Origin of the sequence: Acinetobacter sp. TY1 (assembly GCF_048551395.1) — a bacterium.
GTDB lineage: Bacteria > Pseudomonadota > Gammaproteobacteria > Pseudomonadales > Moraxellaceae > Acinetobacter.
Genome location: NZ_JBLYZK010000006.1, coordinates 68,840 through 88,658, shown reverse-complemented (window position 1 = coordinate 88,658; position 19,819 = coordinate 68,840). Strand labels below are relative to the sequence as shown.

The window sequence follows — 19,819 nt, the reverse complement described above, 5'->3', positions numbered from 1 at the left end:
ATGTTGTAAACATAAGCTATGATAGTTTGAATTTTATTAATAAAACAGAGGAATGATTCATGGAAGTCGTATGTCTAGATCTTGAAGGCGTTTTAGTGCCAGAAATTTGGATCAATTTTGCAAAAAAAACAGGAATTAAAGAGCTAGAAGCAACAACGCGTGATATTCCAGACTACGATGTTTTAATGACTCAGCGTTTAAATATTCTCAAACAGCATGGTTTGGGTTTAAACGATATTCAAGCCGTGATTGCGGATATGGGACCATTTGAAGGTGCAAAAGAATTTGTAGAGTGGGTGAGTACACATTTTCAATTGATTATTTTATCCGATACTTTTTATGAGTTCGCACATCCACTCATGAAACAATTGGGTTGGCCAACCATTTTCTGTCATAAACTTGAAACCGATGAAAATGGTGTGATTACTGCTTATAAACTTCGCCAACCTGATCAGAAACGCAAAGCAGTACAAGCATTGCATGGTTTGAATTTCCGTGTGATTGCGGCAGGTGATTCTTATAATGACACCACAATGCTTGGTGAAGCAGATGCTGGTTTCTTATTTGATGCACCAGATAATGTGATTGCAGAATTTCCTCAATTCCCACCTATTCATGGTTATGCAGCATTAAAAGAAGCAATTCGTAATGCATCGAACCGAGATATTCCAGCTTAATATTTTGATTAAAGTAAAAAAGGCACATAACGTGCCTTTTTTACTTTGCTTGTATCGTTTAGTTTTAGAAACGATAACCGAATTTTAAAGTATAGGCTAAAGCTGTATTGTCGTTAAACTCACCAACAACTGTACCACCAGTTTGTGCTTTTGCATCGCCTAACCACATGTAGCGGGCACCTGCTTGTACAAAATAGTTTTCTGCTGGGCTAAATTGACCGCCTAAGCCGATGCCCCAATAGCCTTCTGTTGGACCAAGTGTAGTGACTGGGTTGCCTGCACCTGTATCATAGCTGATAAGTGCTGAGCCTGACCATTTGTCATTAAATTTATGACCTAGACCAACATTTGCAGACCATTGGTCATCAGAGTAATCGATAAGATTAAAACCAGATTTAGCTTTTAAAGCTGTTGGCGTAACAGCGAATTGATCCCAATGTACCCAGCGAATATTGGCAAAAGCAAGTGTATTTTTTGCAATGCCTGTTTGTAGATCAATATTTACAGATTGAGGTGTGGTAGCTTGTAAAGTTGATGTTGGTACTTTTAAAAGTCCTAAACCAAAAGATTCATGTGCTGTTGCATTATGTTCAATTTCAGAACGATAAGTGATAGCAGCCTTTAATGCGATTTCAGGAATTTGATACGCCGCACCTGCGAGCCAACCCCAAGCTTCTTCTTTATCGACTTTAATATTATAACCTGAGTTTTTATAAGCCATACCACGTAAAGCAATGTCAGCTTCTACTGTTTGCCAAACAGGACCTGCATAAAAATTCCAGTTTTTAGTTGGTTGGTAACCGATTAAACCTGTTAGATTTTCAGTTCTGACCTCAACTTTTGTGCCCTGTCCATTTTGTGAGAAAACTGGATTTTCTAAACCGTATTGTGCATCAGCGCCATAAGGTTGGTCATAAATTAAGCCTAGAGAAATTTTATCAGTCGCTTGAACTTTAATTGCTGCTGATGGGAAGTAGTAATCATCTGCCATGTCATTTACATTTTGTTGATTAATCGCTTGACCTTTTACGTCAGGATCAATAACTGTAATTGCAGCTTCTGCATAATTACCTGGCTGTAAAAATGCTTGGATAGATTGCCCTGAACGATCTAGACCAGCAGCAAATACGGAAGTTGTCGGTAGTAAACCTAATAGAATAGCTGTGTGAAGCTTAGTCAATTGCATGATGCATTTCCCTGATATGACTTACTTTTTTAAAACAGGGAGGGAAGTTAACACAATTTTACAATCTGTAAATGCTTGATGCTGTGTAGAATTTGAACTCAGGATGTATAAAAAAAGCTTGAATAGAGTAAATAGCCTATAAATATGTTTGTATATTAATAACTTGTCATAATTAAATTAGAGTAATTATTTTAATTTTAAAAGTTATTTGTTTTCATTCAATTGGTTGATTTTAAAACACAGTCAAAAATAAAAATGAGAATAATAAAAAAGACCATGATAAATCATGGTCTTTTTAGACTTTATACGAAGTGTATAGAATTAGAATCTATAACCAAGTTTCAAGCCATAAGCGAGCGCATTGTTGTCTTTAAACTCAGCAACGTAATCACTCCCACCTGCTTGAGCACCTGTTTGAGCTTTAGCATCGCCTAACCAGAAGTATTTAACGCCACCTGAAATGAATGTTGCAGGCGTAGGACTATACTGAACACCAAGACCTACGTTCCAATAACCTTCTGTTGGGCCTAAAGTCGAAACTGGATTACCTGCACCAGAATCCCAACCTACAGAAACGTTACCTGCCCAATGATCATTTACTTTACGGCCTACACCAGCAGTGACAGAGTATTGATCATCTGAATATTCAACAAGGTTGAAACCACCAGGTTGTTTAACTAAAGGACCAACAAGTTTTGAGATTTCACCAAATTTATAGGGTTGGATAGAGAAGTCTTTCCAATTTACCCAACGTAAATTTGCAAATGCAATTGTGTTTTCCATAATACCTGTTTGGAAATCGACGTTTACAGATTGGGGGGTCGTAATTTTAGTTTTACCAGGCTGTTTAATTTTTTTGTAGTCTTCAGTAGTTATACCTAAAGCTCCAAGAACTGCAGGGTTAGAATCTAGCGCTGGTTCAGCAGAAAGCGTTTCAACTGCATCTACATCATGATCAATTTCAGAACGATATGTTACAGAGGCTTTTAAGGCAATTTCAGGAATTTGGAATGCAGCACCTGCTAACCAACCAGCACCACCTGTTTCTTTAATTTTAGCATCGTAACCATTGTATAGACTATATGCTTGACCACGAAGGCTGACACTACCTTTAATGGTTTGATATACACCACCACCATAAAGATTAATGTTTTTTGTTGGTTGGAAACCAAAAATCATGGAAAGGTTTTGAGTATCAACCTCAACTGTTGTGTTCCCCTTACCTAATCCAGCATCAATAGGGGCTAAAGTACCTTTAACAACTTGCTTAATACCATTTAATACACCTGTATCAATATCATTTTTGGTAGTACCAACATTACCTTTGTAAGCTTGTAAAGTTTGTCCGTATATTGCTTGTCCTTGTGGTGTTGTTAGGTCCACACCTTTGCCTTGAAGTGCTAAGCCAACACGCTGTTCAGCAGTTAGTGGATTGAGTTTCTCTTTTGCAAGATTTGTAATGCTACTATCTCCTAAAACAGTATCAACACCTGGATTTGAAACAAAAACATTATTGCCTTTGTATGCAGCATCTGCGCCAAATGGTTGATCGTAAAGAAGACCAAATGAAAATTTATCTGTAACTTGTAGTTTTACTGCCGCTGAAGGGAAGTAATAATCATCACCCATATCGCTGATGTCACGACGAGTTTCGCTTGTACCTGCTTCTTGACCCTCAACAGTTGGATCTAAAATTGAAATACCTGCTTCAAAATAGTTATCTGGTTGTAAGAAAGCAGAAATAGATTGACCTGAACGATCTAATGCTGCAGCAAAAACACCAGTTGTCGGAATAGTTGTTGCAAGAAGAGCCAATGTTAATGTTTTTAATTTCATTCTAATCTTTCCCTAAATGTATAAAATGAATAATTTGAAGCACTTGTTTGTATATTTGAAATAACACACGCTTTACATAATCCAATACGTAATTTACTTCTGTTTACAAAATATCATATAAAAAATAAGAGTAAATACTCTAGAGCAAGGTTTAGTAAAAAAAAATGTAAACTGAAGCGTTTATTTTTAGTACTGCATATTCACCGATTTTGCAGACACTCTTTAGTTAAATTTAATAGTTGTGTTGTAATTGCTATAATAGCAATTTTATTTTTTTAAATATTTTCTTTAAATTTATGACTATCCTAAAATTTTTTGTTTAGAAATAATAAATAGTTTGACTCCATTTAATATTGCTTCCATATTTTTTAGATAGAGAAGCATTAAAGGTTGGAATACTAATATGCGCTACATGATCAGTTTCTTAGAATGGAGAAAAATCATGAATATAAGTAAATCTTAAAATACCTTTTGCTTGAATCTAAACGGCTTTAGGTGTTCCTGATGTATGTAAATAGAATATGAGTTCGATGATTTATTTCAAGTTAAACTAATTCGATATTGTTTTGTTGGTGTTGGTTTAAATTACGTATTTTAATAGTATTTGGTTCATTTAATGATCTTTATCTGAGTCTTGTGTAATCAAAATTTAAAATCAATTTTATTAAGCATTTTTTAAAACGTAAATTAGGTTAGTTTTTATTAAGTTTCATCTACATCTAAAATTGCTAATTGAACGATATTTTCAATGAATGGTTCAATGAGTATTACAAGACGTTTTTTTGTTTTTATGTTCAATAATTTTAAGTAATGTGCGTGTTTATGTGTTCTTAATAATAGGTCTTGGTAAATTATTTTATGAAAACCTAGATTTATTACTTTTTTACTTGAGTTTTATAACGATATTGTTTAAGTTGGAGGCATTGTAATATATTATTTTATATATAAAAAATATAACTTTATCTATCCATTATTCATAATTTTGCAATATTTTTTTTGGTTTTTTTGAAAAAAGAGATATTGTATATTTTTAATATAAATATAAAAGGTTATAGGGAATAAAAAATGAATTTTATTTAATGTATATTTTCGTTTTTTTCTAAATTATACTATGCTAATGGTTAATATATATTGTTTTGATTGAGTTGTCGTTTTATTATTTTCTGAAGATTTTTTATTTTTTGGATGTTGTATTGATTTTATTGTTTTAGATAAATATTTTGAGCTGTTTACTTTGTATTAAATGTTTTAGTGAAAAATAAAATAATTTTAATTAAATAAAAATACTAATTACATTATTTAATGTTGTCATAATATGATAAGTATTAAAACATAATTCCATTAAAATAATTTTTAGAATAGTGATGGATTGAGTATATATGGATTTTAATAAAAAATTTAAAGATCAAGTTGCACTTATTACAGGTGCGGGAAGTGGTCTAGGTTCGGCTTTAGCTTTTGCACTAGGCAAACAAGGTGCGAAGCTCATTTTAGGTGACGTAAATCAAATAGCACTTCAAAAAGTGGTTGCTGATCTGACAGCGTTAGATATTCAAGTTGCTTTTAATGTATGTGATGTGAGTCAAAATACAGATCAAGTTGCGCTTGTACAATTAGCATTAGATACATGGGGGCGATTGGATATTGCAGTGAATAATGCAGGTATTTGTCCCCCGATGCGTTCTTTTCATGAAATTTCAGAAGCTGATTTTGACTTTGCCATGAATGTAAATACCAAAGGTGTATTTTTAGGGATGAAACATCAACTTTCAGCGATGGTTAAGTCTGAGCTATCAGGTGTAATTTTAAATGTGTCGTCTGTTGCGGGATTGGGTGCAGCACCGAAATTGGCATCTTATTCAGCATCTAAGCATGCTGTGATTGGACTAACGAAAACGGCTGCTGTGGAGTATGCTAAAAAGAATATTCGAATCAATGCAATTTGCCCATTTTATACGCAAACCCCCTTAGTTACTGAAAGTCAGCTATCTGATAAAGTTGAATTTTTAAATAACTCTTCGCCAATGAAACGCTTGGCAACGACAGATGAAATTATCGATGTGATGTTAATGCTATGTTCACCCCAAAATACCTATATGACAGGGCAGGCAATTGCGGTAGATGGAGGCGTGACAGCACTTTAAGAGAGACATTTTTATTATATCGTTTGATTGATTTGGTGCGCTCTGCGGGAGTCGAACCCACGCCGGTCACTTAGGAGGCAACTGCTCTATCCAATTAAGCTAAGAGCGCAAGGACACCTAATTTAACCCAAAAATAAATAAAAAAAAAGTTATTGCCAAGGCAATAACTTTTTTTTTCATAAAATTTATAGCGTTATTATTTTTTTGAATTCAGTAGTTTAAATACAACTGCCATTACTACAATCCAAATAGGAATCATGATTACAGATTCTTTAAAGCCTTGCGTCCACATAATGTACAAAACAGTCAAAATGAATGCCAATACCAAATAGTTGCTGATTGGTGCCCAAAGTGCAGGAAATTTAGAAACTTTGCCTAATTTATCCATGGCTTGTTTAAATTTCAAATGCGTTAAACTAATCATTGCCCAGTTTAAGACCAATGCACCAACCACAATATACATAAGGTGGCTTAAAGCATCTTCTGGAACAAAATAGTTCAATAATACACAGCCAAAAATCAGTAATGCTGAGAACAATACTGCAGGAATAGGCACACCATGTTTATTCACTTTTTCAAAGACTTTCGGTGCATTGCCTTGTTTTGCCAAACCAAATAACATACGACTGTTGGCATACATGCCACTGTTATAAACAGAAAGTGCCGCTGTTAAAATGATGAAGTTTAACAAGTGCGCTGCCCAACCAATACCCAATTGACTGAAAATCATCACGAATGGGCTTTTATCTAGACCACCTAAATCGAGCTGATTCCATGGTACAAGCGAGAGTAAAATGGTTAATGAGCCGACATAGAAAATCAAGATACGAAAAACCACTTGGTTAATCGCTTTCGGAATGGTTTTTTCAGGGTTTTCAGCTTCAGCTGCCGCCATACCAATTAACTCGATGCCACCAAAGGCAAACATCAAGAAGGCAAGCATATAGAATAAGCCATCAAAGCCATGTGGGAAGAAACCACCATGCATCCATAAGTTACTAAATGAGGCAGTTGAGCCAACATCTGCTGTTAAAAGCAAATACAGACCAAACACGATCATAGAAACAACAGCGGCAACTTTAATAATGGCAAGCCAAAATTCAGATTCACCATAAAACTTCACATTGCCCAAGTTAACAATGGTAATGACAATGAAAAAGAACAATACCGATGACCAAGCAGGAATTTGCGGCCACCAATAGTGAATATATTTGGCAACGGCTGTCAATTCGGTCATTGCAACCAAAACATACAAAATCCAATAGTTCCAACCGGCTAAGAAACCAGGGAATTTTCCCCAGTACTTATTGGCAAAATGACTGAATGAACCTGCGACAGGTTCTTCAACAATCATTTCACCCAATTGACGCATAATGAGAAATGCAATTAAGCCACCTATGGCATAACCTAGAATAATAGAAGGTCCTGCAGATTGAATGACTTGTGCGGATCCTAAAAACAATCCGGTACCAATCGCGCCACCCATGGCTATGAGTTGGATATGCCGGTTTTTAAGTCCCCGCTGAAGATTTGTAGACTCGTTGCTCAAAGTATTCAGCTCTTTTTTTAATGGAATTTAATAATTGTAAATGATTGGTAACACTTAGCCTAGTAGTACACCCTTATGTTCGACTGAATGCATGGGTCATAAATTGATTTAAAAAACTATTCTTTTAAAAAACAATAGAATAATTTTTTAAGACTAAAGTAAAAAAATATTGAATCTAAATTCATTTTTTTGATGAGGATCTGTTTTATACTGTTTTAAAGGAAATGAAAGACATTTCTGCTGAATCTGAGTGATTTGACAGAAGAGAGTTAAAAAAATTGAATCACAATGAGAATTTAAAGGATATAGACCAATGAGCTTTGCTGCACAAATTAAAATTCCGGCAACTTACATGCGTGGTGGTACGAGTAAAGGCGTATTTTTCAATTTAAAAGACTTACCCGAACAGGCTCAAGTTGCGGGTCAAGCTCGAGATCAATTACTACTTCGTGTGATTGGTAGTCCAGATCCTTACGGCAAGCAAATTGATGGTATGGGGGCAGCGACTTCAAGCACAAGTAAAACTGTAATATTGTCTAAAAGCAGTCAGCCTGAACATGATGTCGATTATCTATTTGGACAAGTATCTATCGATAAAGCATTTGTCGATTGGAGCGGAAACTGTGGCAACTTAACAGCGGCAGTCGGTTCATTTGCAATTAGTAATGGCATGGTCGATGCCTCTCGCATTCCTGAAAATGGTTTATGCACTGTACGTATTTGGCAAGCTAATATTCAAAAAACCATTATTGCGCATGTCCCTGTGACAAATGGTCAGGTACAAGAAATGGGTGATTTTGAATTAGATGGTGTGACATTCCCTGCGGCAGAAGTACAAATTGAATTTCTTGATCCAGCGGATGATGGTGAAGATGGCGGTGCAATGTTTCCAACAGGTAATGTCGTTGATTCACTTGACGTTCCTGGCATTGGTACATTTCAAGCTACACTGATCAATGCTGGTATTCCGACTGTATTTTTAAATGCAGAAGAGATTGGTTATCAGGGAACTGAATTGCAAGATGCTATCAATAATGATGTCGATGCCTTAGCTCGTTTTGAAACCATTCGTGCTTACGGTGCTTTGAAAATGGGTTTAATTAAAGATGTAAGTGAAGCTACAACACGCCAACATACACCTAAAGTGGCTTTTGTATCTGCTCCAAAAGCCTATGTATCTTCAAGTGGTAAACAAGTAAATACAACGGATGTTGATTTATTGGTGCGTGCACTTTCAATGGGCAAATTACATCATGCCATGATGGGTACAGCAGCAGTTGCGATTGGTACAGCAGCAGCAATTCCAGGTACTTTAGTCAATTTGGCTGCAGGTGGTGATGAACGTGAAGCTGTACGTTTTGGACATCCATCAGGGACATTACGTGTTGGTGCACAAGCCTCGCAAGAAAATGGACAATGGGTAGTCAAAAAAGCCATTATGAGTCGTAGCGCACGTGTTTTGATGGAAGGTTGGGTAAGAATTCCAGCCGATAGCTTTTAATACTTATTTTGATAAAAAAATCAGACAAATGGATGTGGCATTTTAAAAATTGAGAGTAGATTGTTTAAATCATATCATTTTTAATCATTAAGAACGTATCTTTTGTATCTAAAGACCTTATTTTAAAGAAGAAAAATAAGGTCTTTGTTGTTTTAATCTATTCGAAATACATTGCTTTGACAGTATTTTATTATGGATTTTTTTTTTTAATTATTGATTACAATCTGTATAAAGTAATTGAAAATCCTAGACTGTAAAATGATAACCTGTTCTCATAAAAATAAAATTATGCTATTTTTACTCAAAGATTCGATGCAATAAAGATTATAAATTTACACATTTCGATCAATCTATTCTTAATATAAAAAATTAATGATGAGATCAGCGAAAAGGATAATTCCTTGAATAAATAGGTGTGAGGAAATGTCATGAATAAAGTTGATGTTGAGAGTGGTTTTAAGGTAATGATTCAAGATGAACAATTTCTTGATTTAATTCAAAAAACTGAAAAAATGGAATTGGTTTCTTTTCTAGCTCAGTTACCTATACCTGTTGCAATTTTTAGTAGAGAATCTCGTTTTCTTGGTTTAAATCAGGGTTTTGCTGATTTTTATGAAAGTGATGCACTGTATTTGAATGGTAAATTACTGAAAAGTGTTTCAACACTTGTTTACCATCAGTTTTTAGATGTCATTCCATTGTTTGAGAATGGCAAAAATGAAGTTGATTTTGAGTTTTATGGTCGAGGCCATTTTTATCTCTCCTATTATAAGGCACTTCGAGATCAAAATGGAGAAATCGTTGCTGTGGTTGTGGTATGTGCGGATATTACTCGTCTAAAACGCCGTGAAAATGTTTTATTACTCAATAATAAAAAACTGCATGATCATTTATATTTAGATGCTGTCACAGGCTTACCCAATAAAATCGCATTTGGGCAATTTTTAATTGATCCTGAAAATTTAGACTTAATGACACAGCGTATTTCGTTTTTAAAAATTGATTTAGATAGCTTTAAAAAATTTAATCAATTTAATAGTTATACTTGTGGTGATAAAGTTTTAGAAAAAGTTGCAGAAATTTTAACAGAAGAGCTTTCGCAAGATAATGCGAAGTATTTTCGGATGAATTCTGCAAATTTTGTGGTGGTGATGTTTGATGCAACAGAATGGTCAGTATTAACCGTTGCAGAGCGTTTAAAATGTGCAATTGCGCAACAAAATTTAGAACTAACTGGAAACTCTACCGAATCTTTGACGGCATGTATTGGTATTGTTCATAAAGCAGCGAACACCGTGTTATCTGAAGATGAGCTTTTACAGAAAATGGGGGAGGCTGTGCAACAGGCAAAATCGCAAGGTAGTAACACTATTTATATGATGCCTGAATAAAAGGCAATAAGCGGGGAATGCTTCGTGTCCGACAAGATGATATGAATAATTGTTCATTCTGTGTTTGATAAAAAGATTTCAGGATGTTCAGAGCATTTAGAGGGTGAGTGTTGTATGTATTGTATGTAGAATAGGGCAAGATTTTTAGCTCGGTTCAGTAGACACGAGTACAAACATTTGAGGCGTAAAAGTGACATCTATACCCCATGTACATGCAAACGTTTTACAGTCAGCGCAACAACAAATTCAGCAAGATTTACAACTCGCACTTAATGCATTTTCTATTCCTGAGCCGTTAAAAGGTGCAGTACATCATGCGGTGATGTTGGGTGGAAAACGTGTAAGACCAGCACTGTGTTATGCAACCTCTCATTTGAAACCGAATCATCCTTGTTTTGCGGCAGCGCGTAGAGCGGCTGTAGCCATTGAATTGATTCATTGTTATTCGCTTGCACATGATGATTTACCGTGTATGGACAATGACTTATTGCGCCGTGGACAACCGACTTGTCATGTGGCTTTTGGTGAAGATACTGCATTGTTGGCTGGTGATATTCTACAATCGATGGCATTTGAAGTGTTGGGAAGCCGTTTGTTTGATCAAGGTCAAGTTGTACCTGCTGAGATTGTTTTGCGTCAAATTCAGATTTTAGCGACGGCAAGTTCAAGAATGGTTTGTGGACAAGTACTTGATTTACAAGCTGAAGGTAAGCATGTTGATCAGGAACATTTAGAACAAATTCATCGTAATAAAACGGGTGCGTTGATTCAAGCCGCAATCATGATGGCGGCTGTAACCATTTTTGAAGGTACTGATCCTGCTATTCCAAAGTTACGTCAATTTGGTCAAGCGATTGGGCTCGCATTTCAAGTGCAAGATGACATTTTAGATGTCACTGCCGATACTGAAATGTTAGGCAAAACAGCAGGCAAAGATGAGCAAGTTGAAAAGTCTACATATCCTGCATTAATGGGGCTAGAGCAGGCAAAACAGTATGCTCAGAAATTGCATGACCAAGCTTTTGAATCATTAGAATATTTTGCTGATGATGCGACTGAATTAAATCAAATTTCGCAATTTTTACTGTCACGTCAAAGCTAATTTGAATTGAAATAATCTTGATTAAATGTCGTTAAGTACATTTAAATTGAATAAAAAACCGAAGCATTTTGCTTCGGTTTTTTATTGTATTGATTTATGCGTACATATTTTAACTTACATCTTTATAGGCACGATCTGCTTCTTCAAAACGATCAATAACATCTTGTTCAGGGGCACGAGTGATTAAGCTAAAGACAATAATGGCGATCATTGCACTGATGAATCCAGGAATAATTTCATAGATTTTAGTATCAGCAAAGACTGGGATATTTTTCCAAAGAATGACGACTACAGCACCAACAATCATTCCTGCAAGTGCACCTGCCAAATTCATGCGTTTCCAAAACAATGACAGCAAAATGAGTGGACCAAATGCGGCACCAAAGCCCGCCCACGCATAAGCGACTAAGCCAAGAACTTGAGATTCAGGGTTACTTGCAAGCGCAATTGCTAAGACTGCAATCAGTAAAACCATTAAACGACCGACCCAAACCAGTTCTTTTTGTGAAGCATTTTTACGAATAAAGGCTTTATAAAAATCTTCTGTTAATGTGCTTGAACAAACCAATAACTGACAACTGAGTGTGCTCATAACAGCAGCTAAAATGGCGGCAAGTACGATTCCTGCAATCCAAGGATTAAAGAGGATTTTGGTCAATTCCATGAACACAGTTTCAGAATTTTGATTCACTGTTACTGCAAGTTCAGGATGAATTTGGAAATAGGCGATTCCAAAAAAGCCAGCAGCCACTGCGCCACCTAAACATAAAATCATCCACACCATACCAATTCGGCGGGCATTTGGAATGGATTTTACCGAGTCAGCTGCCATGAAACGCACTAATATATGCGGTTGCCCGAAGTAGCCTAAGCCCCATGCCATCAGGGATATAATGGCAACAGCACTTAAATCTGAAAATAAGCTGTAGGCTTGTGGGCGAGCAACTTCAAGTGCAGCATGAACCGTTGCCATATCACCAAGGCTTAACACCGCAACGACAGGAGTGAGGAGTAATGCAAAAATCATCAGGGTAGCTTGAATGGTATCTGTCCAGCTGACTGCAAGAAATCCACCAATAAAGACATAACTAATGGTTGCAATCGCACTAATCCACAATGCCGATTCATATGAAATACCGAACATACTTTCAAATAGACGTGCACCTGCGACCATGCCTGAAGCACAGTAAATGGCAAAGAAAATCAGAATGACAAATGCAGATACGACTCTAAGTACTTTTTTATGATCATTAAATCGATTGGAAAAATAATCGGGGAGGGTGAGTGCATTGTTTTGCACTTCAGTGTGAACACGTAAACGCCCTGCAACCAATAACCAATTAAGCCATGCACCAATAATTAGACCAATCGCAATCCACATTTCAGATAAGCCTGAGAGATAAATTGCGCCAGGAAGCCCCATCAGTAACCAACCACTCATGTCGGATGCACCTGCAGAAAGTGCAGTCACAAAGCTTCCTAAGCGCCGCCCTCCGAGAATGTAGTCATCAAAACTATTTGTTGCACGGTAGGCAAATAAGCCAATGACGACCATGGCGACAATATAAAAAAAGAAAGTGATTAGCGTGGGATTCAGGAGATTCATACGGTATCCATTGACTCAGAATGGCGGTAAAGCGACAAGGAGTTTGTCAAAATATTCAATTCAGGCGAAATTTAACCACAGATTGATTATTTTTGCTGAGTCATTCTTGACCATAAGCACACGTCATTAAGCGACTTGATCTCATCATTTAAAATAGAATCCCATATGAAAAAGTATGAGGAACAAGTTAAAAAGTGGGGTAACGGATGTACGATCGCATAGTGAAGTATTTTGAGATAAACATTTGTATTTAAATCTAATGCTATGGATGTAAAAATAGGCAGTCTAAACTGCCTATTTAAAATGGTATAAATATGAGGATTAGATTACGAATTACGCCCCATCACACCACGAATGGTATTCATAATATCGGCAGGTAAGACCACAGTTTTAGCATTGTTTGATTTCGACATATCTTGCATAGCTTTAATGTACTGTTCACCCAATAAATAAGACACAGGAATTTCTTTATCACCCACAGCTGAAGTCACCATGGTAATGGCTTTCTGTGAGGCTTCTGCCAATACAACTTGTGCCTCTGCATCACGACGAGAAGCTTCTAAACGACCATCTGCTTCTAGAATCGCTGCTTGTTTTTCACCATCAGCTTTGGTTACAGTTGCACGACGCTGACGTTCAGCGGCTGCTTGTGCTTCCATTGCCGCTTGCATGGTATTGGATGGTTGAATATCTTGAATTTCAACAGTTTTAAGTGTAATTCCCCAATCAGCAATATCATCTGAAATTGCAGCTTTGAGTTTAGCTTTGATATGATCTCGTGAAGATAAGGCATCATCCAAATCCATTTCACCGACAATTGAACGTAGTGATGTTTGTACAAGATTTTGAATTGCCCAACTATAATTTTCAATCCCATACACCGCTTTTTCAGGGGTGGTGATGTTGATATAGGCTACAGCATTCATCACTAAAACAGCATTATCTCGGGTGATCACTTCTTGTGATGGAATATCAAGTACGATGTCTTTTGTAGTAATTTTATAAGCAACTTCATCGACATAAGGAATGACAAAGTTTAAACCAGGATTGAGCGTGGTGTGGTATTTACCTAAACGCTGCACAATCCATTTATAACCTTGCGGAACAATACGCACACCTTTGAAAATCGTAATTGCAACAAAAGCAAAGAGTGCTAAGACAACTATAGAACCAAAACCCATTGATTATTCCTCATGATTGTTGATTATAAGAAGATGAATGTGGCTGAACCAAAAGGTCATTGCCTAAAATATCAGTCACACGAACACGATCACCTATTTGTACAGGCGAAGATGTTCGACAGTTCCATTCATCTGAACCGAGTAAAGGCATTGGAAAGCGAACTCTGATTTGGTCGTGTGCAAGCCCGATTTGAATGACCATGCCGACTTGTCCTATCGTCGCTTCACGAGGAAGTCCTGCTTTGGTTTTATCGACAGATAATGGTTTGATAAATTTAAACCAAGCAATGGTGCAACTAATGGATAAAAATATCCAACATACCATTTGCACAGTAAAGCTCATATTGGGAAAGAGCCACAAAAGAATACTGACCACAACGGCTGCAATACCAAACCACAGAGCGGCAAATGCAGGTAAGATCAGCTCCGATAAAATGAGCAGAATGCCCAAAACAAACCAATGCCACGGTTCAAAGATAAAATCCATACATTCACTCTGTTTGTTATGTTGATATGGATGACGCATCATCAATAACAATGTATCAGATTAAAAAACCTTCGACTAGAAAAACGTGTTTTTTCAATATTTTTACAACAAAGTAGCGCATGAAATGAGGGAGTAATAAAAATGCTGAATGTCAATTGATTATGACATTCAGCAAGCGTGTAATGCATCAAAAAATATATTTTTGAGTTTAGAATTTTGCTTTTGGTGCAGGTTTAAAGGCAGCAGGTGATTTTTTGAAATTAGTAATTGCTGCCTGAATGGCAGTAATTTTTCCTTGAGTAGCTTTTTCACCTTCTAAAATAGCTTGGTTACTCGCTTTGAGGTCAAGTGTTCCCAAATGTCCAACTTTGGGCTGAATCACAATATTGGCAAGACTCAATTCATAATTAATGCTTTGTTGCCCCATAATGTTAATGGTTTGGTCAAGTAAGCCCCACATATTCATCGATTGAGCACCCGTTGGGCGTGCTGAAATATCGACAGCGATAACAATGTCTGCACCCATATCTTTGGCTGTTTGTACAGGGATTGGACTGACTAAACCCCCATCGATATATTTACTCTTACCAATAGTCGCTGGTACAAAAACATTGGGAATACTGCATGAAGCACGAACGGCTTGTCCTGCATTACCTTTAATGAAATCTGCTTTTTTACCATTGTCTAAACGTGTCGCGACAGCAGCAAAGCGAATGGGAAATTGCTCAATAGGCTTATTGCCAACATTACGATTGACATAGTCTTGTAACTTTTGTCCAAGCACAATACCTTGACTATTCAAGGTCAAATCACGAATATCTGATTCTTTAAGTTGTTGTGCAATCTGCTGAAGTTGATAGGGGCTTTTACCACTTGCATAAATACTACCCACAAAACTGCCTGCACTTGTTCCTGTCACAATTTTCGGTTTAATACCATGTGATTCAAGTACTTTCAATACGCCAATATGTGCAAAACCTTTGGCACCTCCACCACCCAATGCAATTGCAATAACGGGTTCACGAGCTTTGATCACCGTGGTTTGCGTTGGTGTTTTGACATTTTTATCGCAACCAACCAATGCTAAACCCAATAAACTCAGTAATCCTAAGCGTTTCAAATACATATAAACTAATCATCAAAAAACAAAAAATGTGCTTTATATTTGAACAGATTAACACTTATTTCTCTATGTCTTTTTGCCATATTTTTTGTAAAGGAATAGCAAGTCGTTCAGCAATTTTAGGTGAAAACTTTCCTTTATATGTGTTTAGGATTTGTTCTAAATCATGTTCATAATTATCACTCGGATGCAGTATGCCTAAGCAACGTATGACTTTATGATCATAGTCGAAGGCAAACATGATTATTGGAATCTGTGCGCCATGAGCAATATGATAAAAGCCACTTTTAATGGATTGTGCGGTTTTGCGTGTGCCTTCAGGTGCAATGGCAATCCAAATTTTGTCATGAGTGTTGATAATATTTACAATTTGCTGAGTCAATCCATGTGTCGAATTTCGCTCTACAGGAATAACGCCAATCCATTCAAAAAAACCTTTGAACGGTGTTTTGAACAGTGTATCTTTGCCAAAAATAGTGACATTTAAGCCCAGTCCAAGTAGTGCAAGAAAGGCATATAAACCATCATAATTGGACGTATGTGGTGAAATAATGGCAACGGCTTTGGGTAAATTGGGAAATTCACCTTCAAAACGCCAACCTTGTGCTAGAAACAAGTTTTTAAAAATTGTTCGACTTAGCTGCGTTCCACGTGATGGAACTTGATCGGGTAATATTGGAAATTTTTTTGTCATTTTAATGATGATCTTGAAATTTTGAATAGTATAAACCTATGTTCTATTTTGAATTATTGCGAAAAGGTAAACAAGATAGTCATATTTTTATACGTCATATTTAAAATTATTTATATAAAATTGATGTATAAGCTTCCAATCCGATCAAGATAATATTCATCAGATAAAGGCACAGCACGACCATGCAAAAAAATATGTTGCAGAAAATATAATGCAAAAACACACACAGCTTTATCTACTATTGTTTTCCTTGTATTGGGCGCAGGGTTTACCTGTGGGTTTTATGACTCATGCACTTCCTGTAGTTTTACGTGCGCAAGGTGTGTCTTTGGCGCATATTGGTGGTTTTGGTTTGCTGATGTTGCCATGGGCGATTAAAGTTTTTTGGGCACCATGGGTCGATAAATTCGGTAGTGATAGTATTGGGCATTATCGTAGTTGGATTTTACCGACTCAATTGTTGACTGTAGTGATTCTGATAATCTTATCTTTTCTTCCAATTCACACCTTGAATCAGCCAAGTTATTTATTGGCATTTTTTGTGGCTTTATTTGTCATGAATAGTACGGGAGCAACGCAAGATATTGCCACCGATGGTTTAGCTGTGAGTATTTTAAAAGGTGATCAACAGCATTGGGGCAATATGTTCCAAGTGATAGGTTCACGTTTAGGCTTTATTGTCGGTGGTGGTGCAATTTTATGGGCTTTAGATTGGCTTAATTGGCAAAGTACCTTTTTAATTTTGGCAGGTTTGGTTGCCTTAAATACGCTACCGATTTTATTTTTTAATGAAAAATTTCTTTCAACGGTTTCATTACATCAAAAATATGTGGCTGATTCTAAAATACAGGGAACACTTGGACAGCGCTTAAAGCATTACTTACGTTATTTTATAGATAGCCGAGTGATGCTAAGTTGGCTAGTGGTTTTGGGTTCTATTAAAATTGCTGATGGTCTATCAGGTCCGATTATTAAACCTTTATTGGTCGACTTAGGGTTGTCATTTTCTCAAATTGGCATTTATATCACGATGCTAGGTGCTTTGGCGGCACTGTTTGGTGCAGGTTTAGCGAGTTTAGTTTTAAGTAAAATCTCTCGTGCGAAAGCCCTCATTCTATTTTCAATACTTAAAGTGATCAGCTTAACGGGATTTGTTTGGTTAGCTTTTTTACATGACCAAGGGCAGAGCATTCAGCCTAAATGGGTTTATCTAATCAATGCTTTTGAAGATATGTTTGCAGCCATGCTACTTGTGGTGATTTTAACCTTAGTCATGCAATACAGTCGTAAAGAATATGCCGCTACAGACTTTACTTTTCAGGTGTCATTAATGGCAACAGTCAGTGGTGTACTTTATACGCTGAGCGGTTTTGCGGGAGATTATTTGGGCTATTTTAATTATCTGTTGGTGATTACTGTGGTTGCAATTTTTACACTCGTGCCAATTTATGAATGGGTACGAATTGAAAAAGTTAAAAAATAGATATAAAAAATATTGAAGTGTTGTAGCGTTAACGAAGGGATAGAAAACTTAAAAAATAACTAATTATTAAGAATAATAAGTAATTGTTTTATGGGTATAAATAATAATTTATTTGACCAATTAAGTTGCTTTTAAGTTTTAGGAAATAAATTAAAACATAATACTCGGGCAGTCGTGAAACGAATGATGCTTAATTTTTTACATAACTTAAAACAACGTAAAATAGCGTTGTCTCTAACAAGCTTCAACCTGATGGTTGCGGTATGGTTAGGTTTAGTGTTGAATTTTTCATTTTTAAATAAAATTCAAACTCTTACACCATACGAAGGATTTAAGGCTTATGCCTTTATTGGTGCGACAGCAATTTTATTGATTGCCCTATACAATTTTATTTTGCAAATTTTAGATTGGAAATGGACGGCTAAATTTTTTGCAATCATTTTAGTTTTTATTGGTGGGTTTAGTGCTTATTTTGTCAACTCATTGGGTGTAGTGATTTCTCCTGATCAAATTCAAAATATGATGCAAACTGATTCGGCTGAAGCAACAGATTTATTATCATTACGTTTTTCAGTATGGATTTTCTTTTTTGTTGTTTTTCCTATTGCAGTGATTAGTCGCATTCAAATTGGTTCTGAAACCTCAAAACCTAAAATTGTATTGAAAAAAGTATTGAATGTTGTGGCATCTTTGGCATTGGTTGGCAGTTTACTCTATGTATTCTATGTCGATTATGCAGCAATTTTTCGTGAACATCGTGACTTAAAAGGCATGATTTCACCGCAGAATGTCATTTCATCAACGCTATCGTATTACCATAAAAAGTCACCTAAAAAAGATTTACCTTTAATTCATTATGGTGAAGATGCGCATCTGGTTGAAGAAGTATCGAATCAACATATGCCGAAATTGATGGTCTTGGTGGTGGGTGAAACAGCACGTGCAGAAAGTTTTTCATTGAATGGTTATAATCAAAATACCAATCCTGAATTGTCTAAACAGGCGGGTTTAATTAACTTTAGCCAAGTAAGTTCTTGTGGTACAGCAACGGCTGTTTCTGTACCGTGTATGTTCTCGGGAATGAAGCGAACCGATTATGATGAACAACTCGCTAGCCACCGTGAAGGTTTACTCGATATTGCCAAGCGTGTAGGTTATAAAGTCACTTGGATTGATAACAATTCAGGTTGTAAAGGGACATGTAACCGTGTTGAACAGTATGTGATTCCTGAAGCATTAAAACAAAAATGGTGTAAAGATGATGAGTGCCAAGATGGTATGTTGGTCGATGCATTACAAACGTATTTAAAAACGATTCCTGAAAATGACAAATCACCACGTTTGATTGTGTTACATCAAATGGGAAGCCATGGTCCTGCATACTATAAACGTGCACCAAATGAATTTAAGAAGTTTGTGCCTGAGTGTGCAACCAATGCGATTCAAGGTTGTACATCGAAAGAATTGGTGAATGCTTATGACAATACAATTTTGTATACCGATCATATTTTAAGTCAGGTCATTGATACTTTAAAAGCACAGAAAAATTATCGTACAGGATTTTGGTATTTGTCGGATCATGGTGAATCAACAGGTGAGCATGGTATGTATTTACATGGCGCACCTTATGCCATTGCACCAACACAGCAGACACATGTACCTATGATGATGTGGTTCTCCGATGCGTGGAAAAATATTGCATCACCACAAATTAATTGCTTAACTCAACAAAGTTCAGCAACATTGAGTCAGGATAATTTATTTCCAAGTATGCTCAGTTTACTTGATATACAAACGCGTGTGATTGATCAGAATATCAATATGTTAAAACAATGCAGCTTACGCAGTTAATCAAACAA

15 protein-coding genes and 1 tRNA gene are annotated in these 19,819 nt (G+C 36.3%); 7 read left to right on the top strand and 9 right to left on the bottom strand.

What is annotated here, in order from left to right:
- Nucleotides 1-59 precede the first annotated feature (59 nt).
- Entirely contained in the window at nucleotides 60-677 is a 618-nt protein-coding gene (gene thrH, locus ACK2M2_RS05765; protein WP_419346535.1) for a bifunctional phosphoserine phosphatase/homoserine phosphotransferase ThrH, read from the top strand.
- Nucleotides 678-741: 64 nt separating this feature from the next.
- On the opposite strand, the gene ACK2M2_RS05760 is transcribed toward thrH, so the two are convergent.
- Together ACK2M2_RS05760 and ACK2M2_RS05755 are read right to left on the bottom strand one after the other, a co-directional pair.
- Nucleotides 742-1,863, bottom strand: coding sequence for an OmpP1/FadL family transporter (locus ACK2M2_RS05760; RefSeq protein ID WP_409511282.1), 1,122 nt, complete (start codon nucleotides 1,861-1,863; stop codon nucleotides 742-744).
- A gap of 321 nt (nucleotides 1,864-2,184) precedes the next feature.
- Complete coding sequence (locus ACK2M2_RS05755; protein WP_419346533.1) at nucleotides 2,185-3,699, bottom strand: outer membrane protein transport protein; 1,515 nt, start codon at nucleotides 3,697-3,699, stop codon at nucleotides 2,185-2,187.
- A gap of 1,379 nt (nucleotides 3,700-5,078) precedes the next feature.
- Between ACK2M2_RS05755 and ACK2M2_RS05750 the strand changes: the two genes are divergently transcribed.
- Nucleotides 5,079-5,843 carry an SDR family NAD(P)-dependent oxidoreductase gene (locus ACK2M2_RS05750; RefSeq protein WP_419346531.1) on the top strand — a complete coding sequence of 255 codons (765 nt, stop codon included), beginning with the start codon at nucleotides 5,079-5,081 and terminating at the stop codon, nucleotides 5,841-5,843.
- A 33-nt stretch (nucleotides 5,844-5,876) separates the two neighbouring features.
- Here the strand turns inward: ACK2M2_RS05750 and ACK2M2_RS05745 are convergent.
- Nucleotides 5,877-5,952: transfer RNA gene (locus ACK2M2_RS05745), tRNA-Arg, on the bottom strand.
- 87 nt (nucleotides 5,953-6,039) lie between these two features.
- Nucleotides 6,040-7,392: an amino acid permease gene (locus ACK2M2_RS05740; protein WP_409511279.1), complete on the bottom strand. Its 1,353-nt coding sequence runs from the start codon at nucleotides 7,390-7,392 to the stop codon at nucleotides 6,040-6,042.
- Between the two features lie 313 nt (nucleotides 7,393-7,705).
- Here ACK2M2_RS05740 and prpF point away from each other — a divergent pair, with 313 nt between their 5' ends.
- The 3 genes from prpF to ACK2M2_RS05725 all read left to right on the top strand — a co-directional run bounded on the left by prpF (nucleotide 7,706) and on the right by ACK2M2_RS05725 (nucleotide 11,386).
- Nucleotides 7,706-8,893, top strand: a complete 1,188-nt coding sequence (gene prpF / locus ACK2M2_RS05735) for a 2-methylaconitate cis-trans isomerase PrpF (protein ID WP_419346529.1) — start codon at nucleotides 7,706-7,708, stop codon at nucleotides 8,891-8,893.
- A gap of 428 nt (nucleotides 8,894-9,321) precedes the next feature.
- Nucleotides 9,322-10,284 (top strand): GGDEF domain-containing protein, encoded by a 963-nt coding sequence (locus ACK2M2_RS05730; RefSeq protein WP_419346527.1) that lies wholly within the window; start codon nucleotides 9,322-9,324, stop codon nucleotides 10,282-10,284.
- A gap of 190 nt (nucleotides 10,285-10,474) precedes the next feature.
- Nucleotides 10,475-11,386 carry a polyprenyl synthetase family protein gene (locus ACK2M2_RS05725; protein ID WP_409511276.1) on the top strand — a complete coding sequence of 304 codons (912 nt, stop codon included), beginning with the start codon at nucleotides 10,475-10,477 and terminating at the stop codon, nucleotides 11,384-11,386.
- A gap of 109 nt (nucleotides 11,387-11,495) precedes the next feature.
- Here the strand turns inward: ACK2M2_RS05725 and putP are convergent, their stop codons facing one another.
- The 5 genes from putP to ACK2M2_RS05700 all read right to left on the bottom strand — a co-directional run bounded on the left by putP (nucleotide 11,496) and on the right by ACK2M2_RS05700 (nucleotide 16,477).
- Nucleotides 11,496-12,992: a sodium/proline symporter PutP gene (putP, locus tag ACK2M2_RS05720; protein WP_419346525.1), complete on the bottom strand. Its 1,497-nt coding sequence runs from the start codon at nucleotides 12,990-12,992 to the stop codon at nucleotides 11,496-11,498.
- A gap of 326 nt (nucleotides 12,993-13,318) precedes the next feature.
- Nucleotides 13,319-14,173: an SPFH domain-containing protein gene (locus ACK2M2_RS05715; protein WP_409511274.1), complete on the bottom strand. Its 855-nt coding sequence runs from the start codon at nucleotides 14,171-14,173 to the stop codon at nucleotides 13,319-13,321.
- A 10-nt stretch (nucleotides 14,174-14,183) separates the two neighbouring features.
- Nucleotides 14,184-14,660, bottom strand: coding sequence for an NfeD family protein (locus ACK2M2_RS05710; protein WP_409511273.1), 477 nt, complete (start codon nucleotides 14,658-14,660; stop codon nucleotides 14,184-14,186).
- Nucleotides 14,661-14,868: 208 nt separating this feature from the next.
- Nucleotides 14,869-15,786 carry a patatin-like phospholipase family protein gene (locus tag ACK2M2_RS05705; RefSeq protein ID WP_409511272.1) on the bottom strand — a complete coding sequence of 306 codons (918 nt, stop codon included), beginning with the start codon at nucleotides 15,784-15,786 and terminating at the stop codon, nucleotides 14,869-14,871.
- Between the two features lie 55 nt (nucleotides 15,787-15,841).
- Entirely contained in the window at nucleotides 15,842-16,477 is a 636-nt protein-coding gene (locus ACK2M2_RS05700; RefSeq protein ID WP_419346523.1) for a 1-acyl-sn-glycerol-3-phosphate acyltransferase, read from the bottom strand.
- Between the two features lie 211 nt (nucleotides 16,478-16,688).
- Between ACK2M2_RS05700 and ACK2M2_RS05695 the strand changes: the two genes are divergently transcribed.
- Nucleotides 16,689-17,960 (top strand): MFS transporter, encoded by a 1,272-nt coding sequence (locus tag ACK2M2_RS05695; RefSeq protein WP_419346522.1) that lies wholly within the window; start codon nucleotides 16,689-16,691, stop codon nucleotides 17,958-17,960.
- Between the two features lie 186 nt (nucleotides 17,961-18,146).
- A complete protein-coding gene (locus ACK2M2_RS05690) occupies nucleotides 18,147-19,811 on the top strand; it encodes a phosphoethanolamine transferase (protein WP_419346644.1) in 1,665 nt (554 codons plus the stop codon).
- Nucleotides 19,812-19,819: the final 8 nt, after the last annotated feature.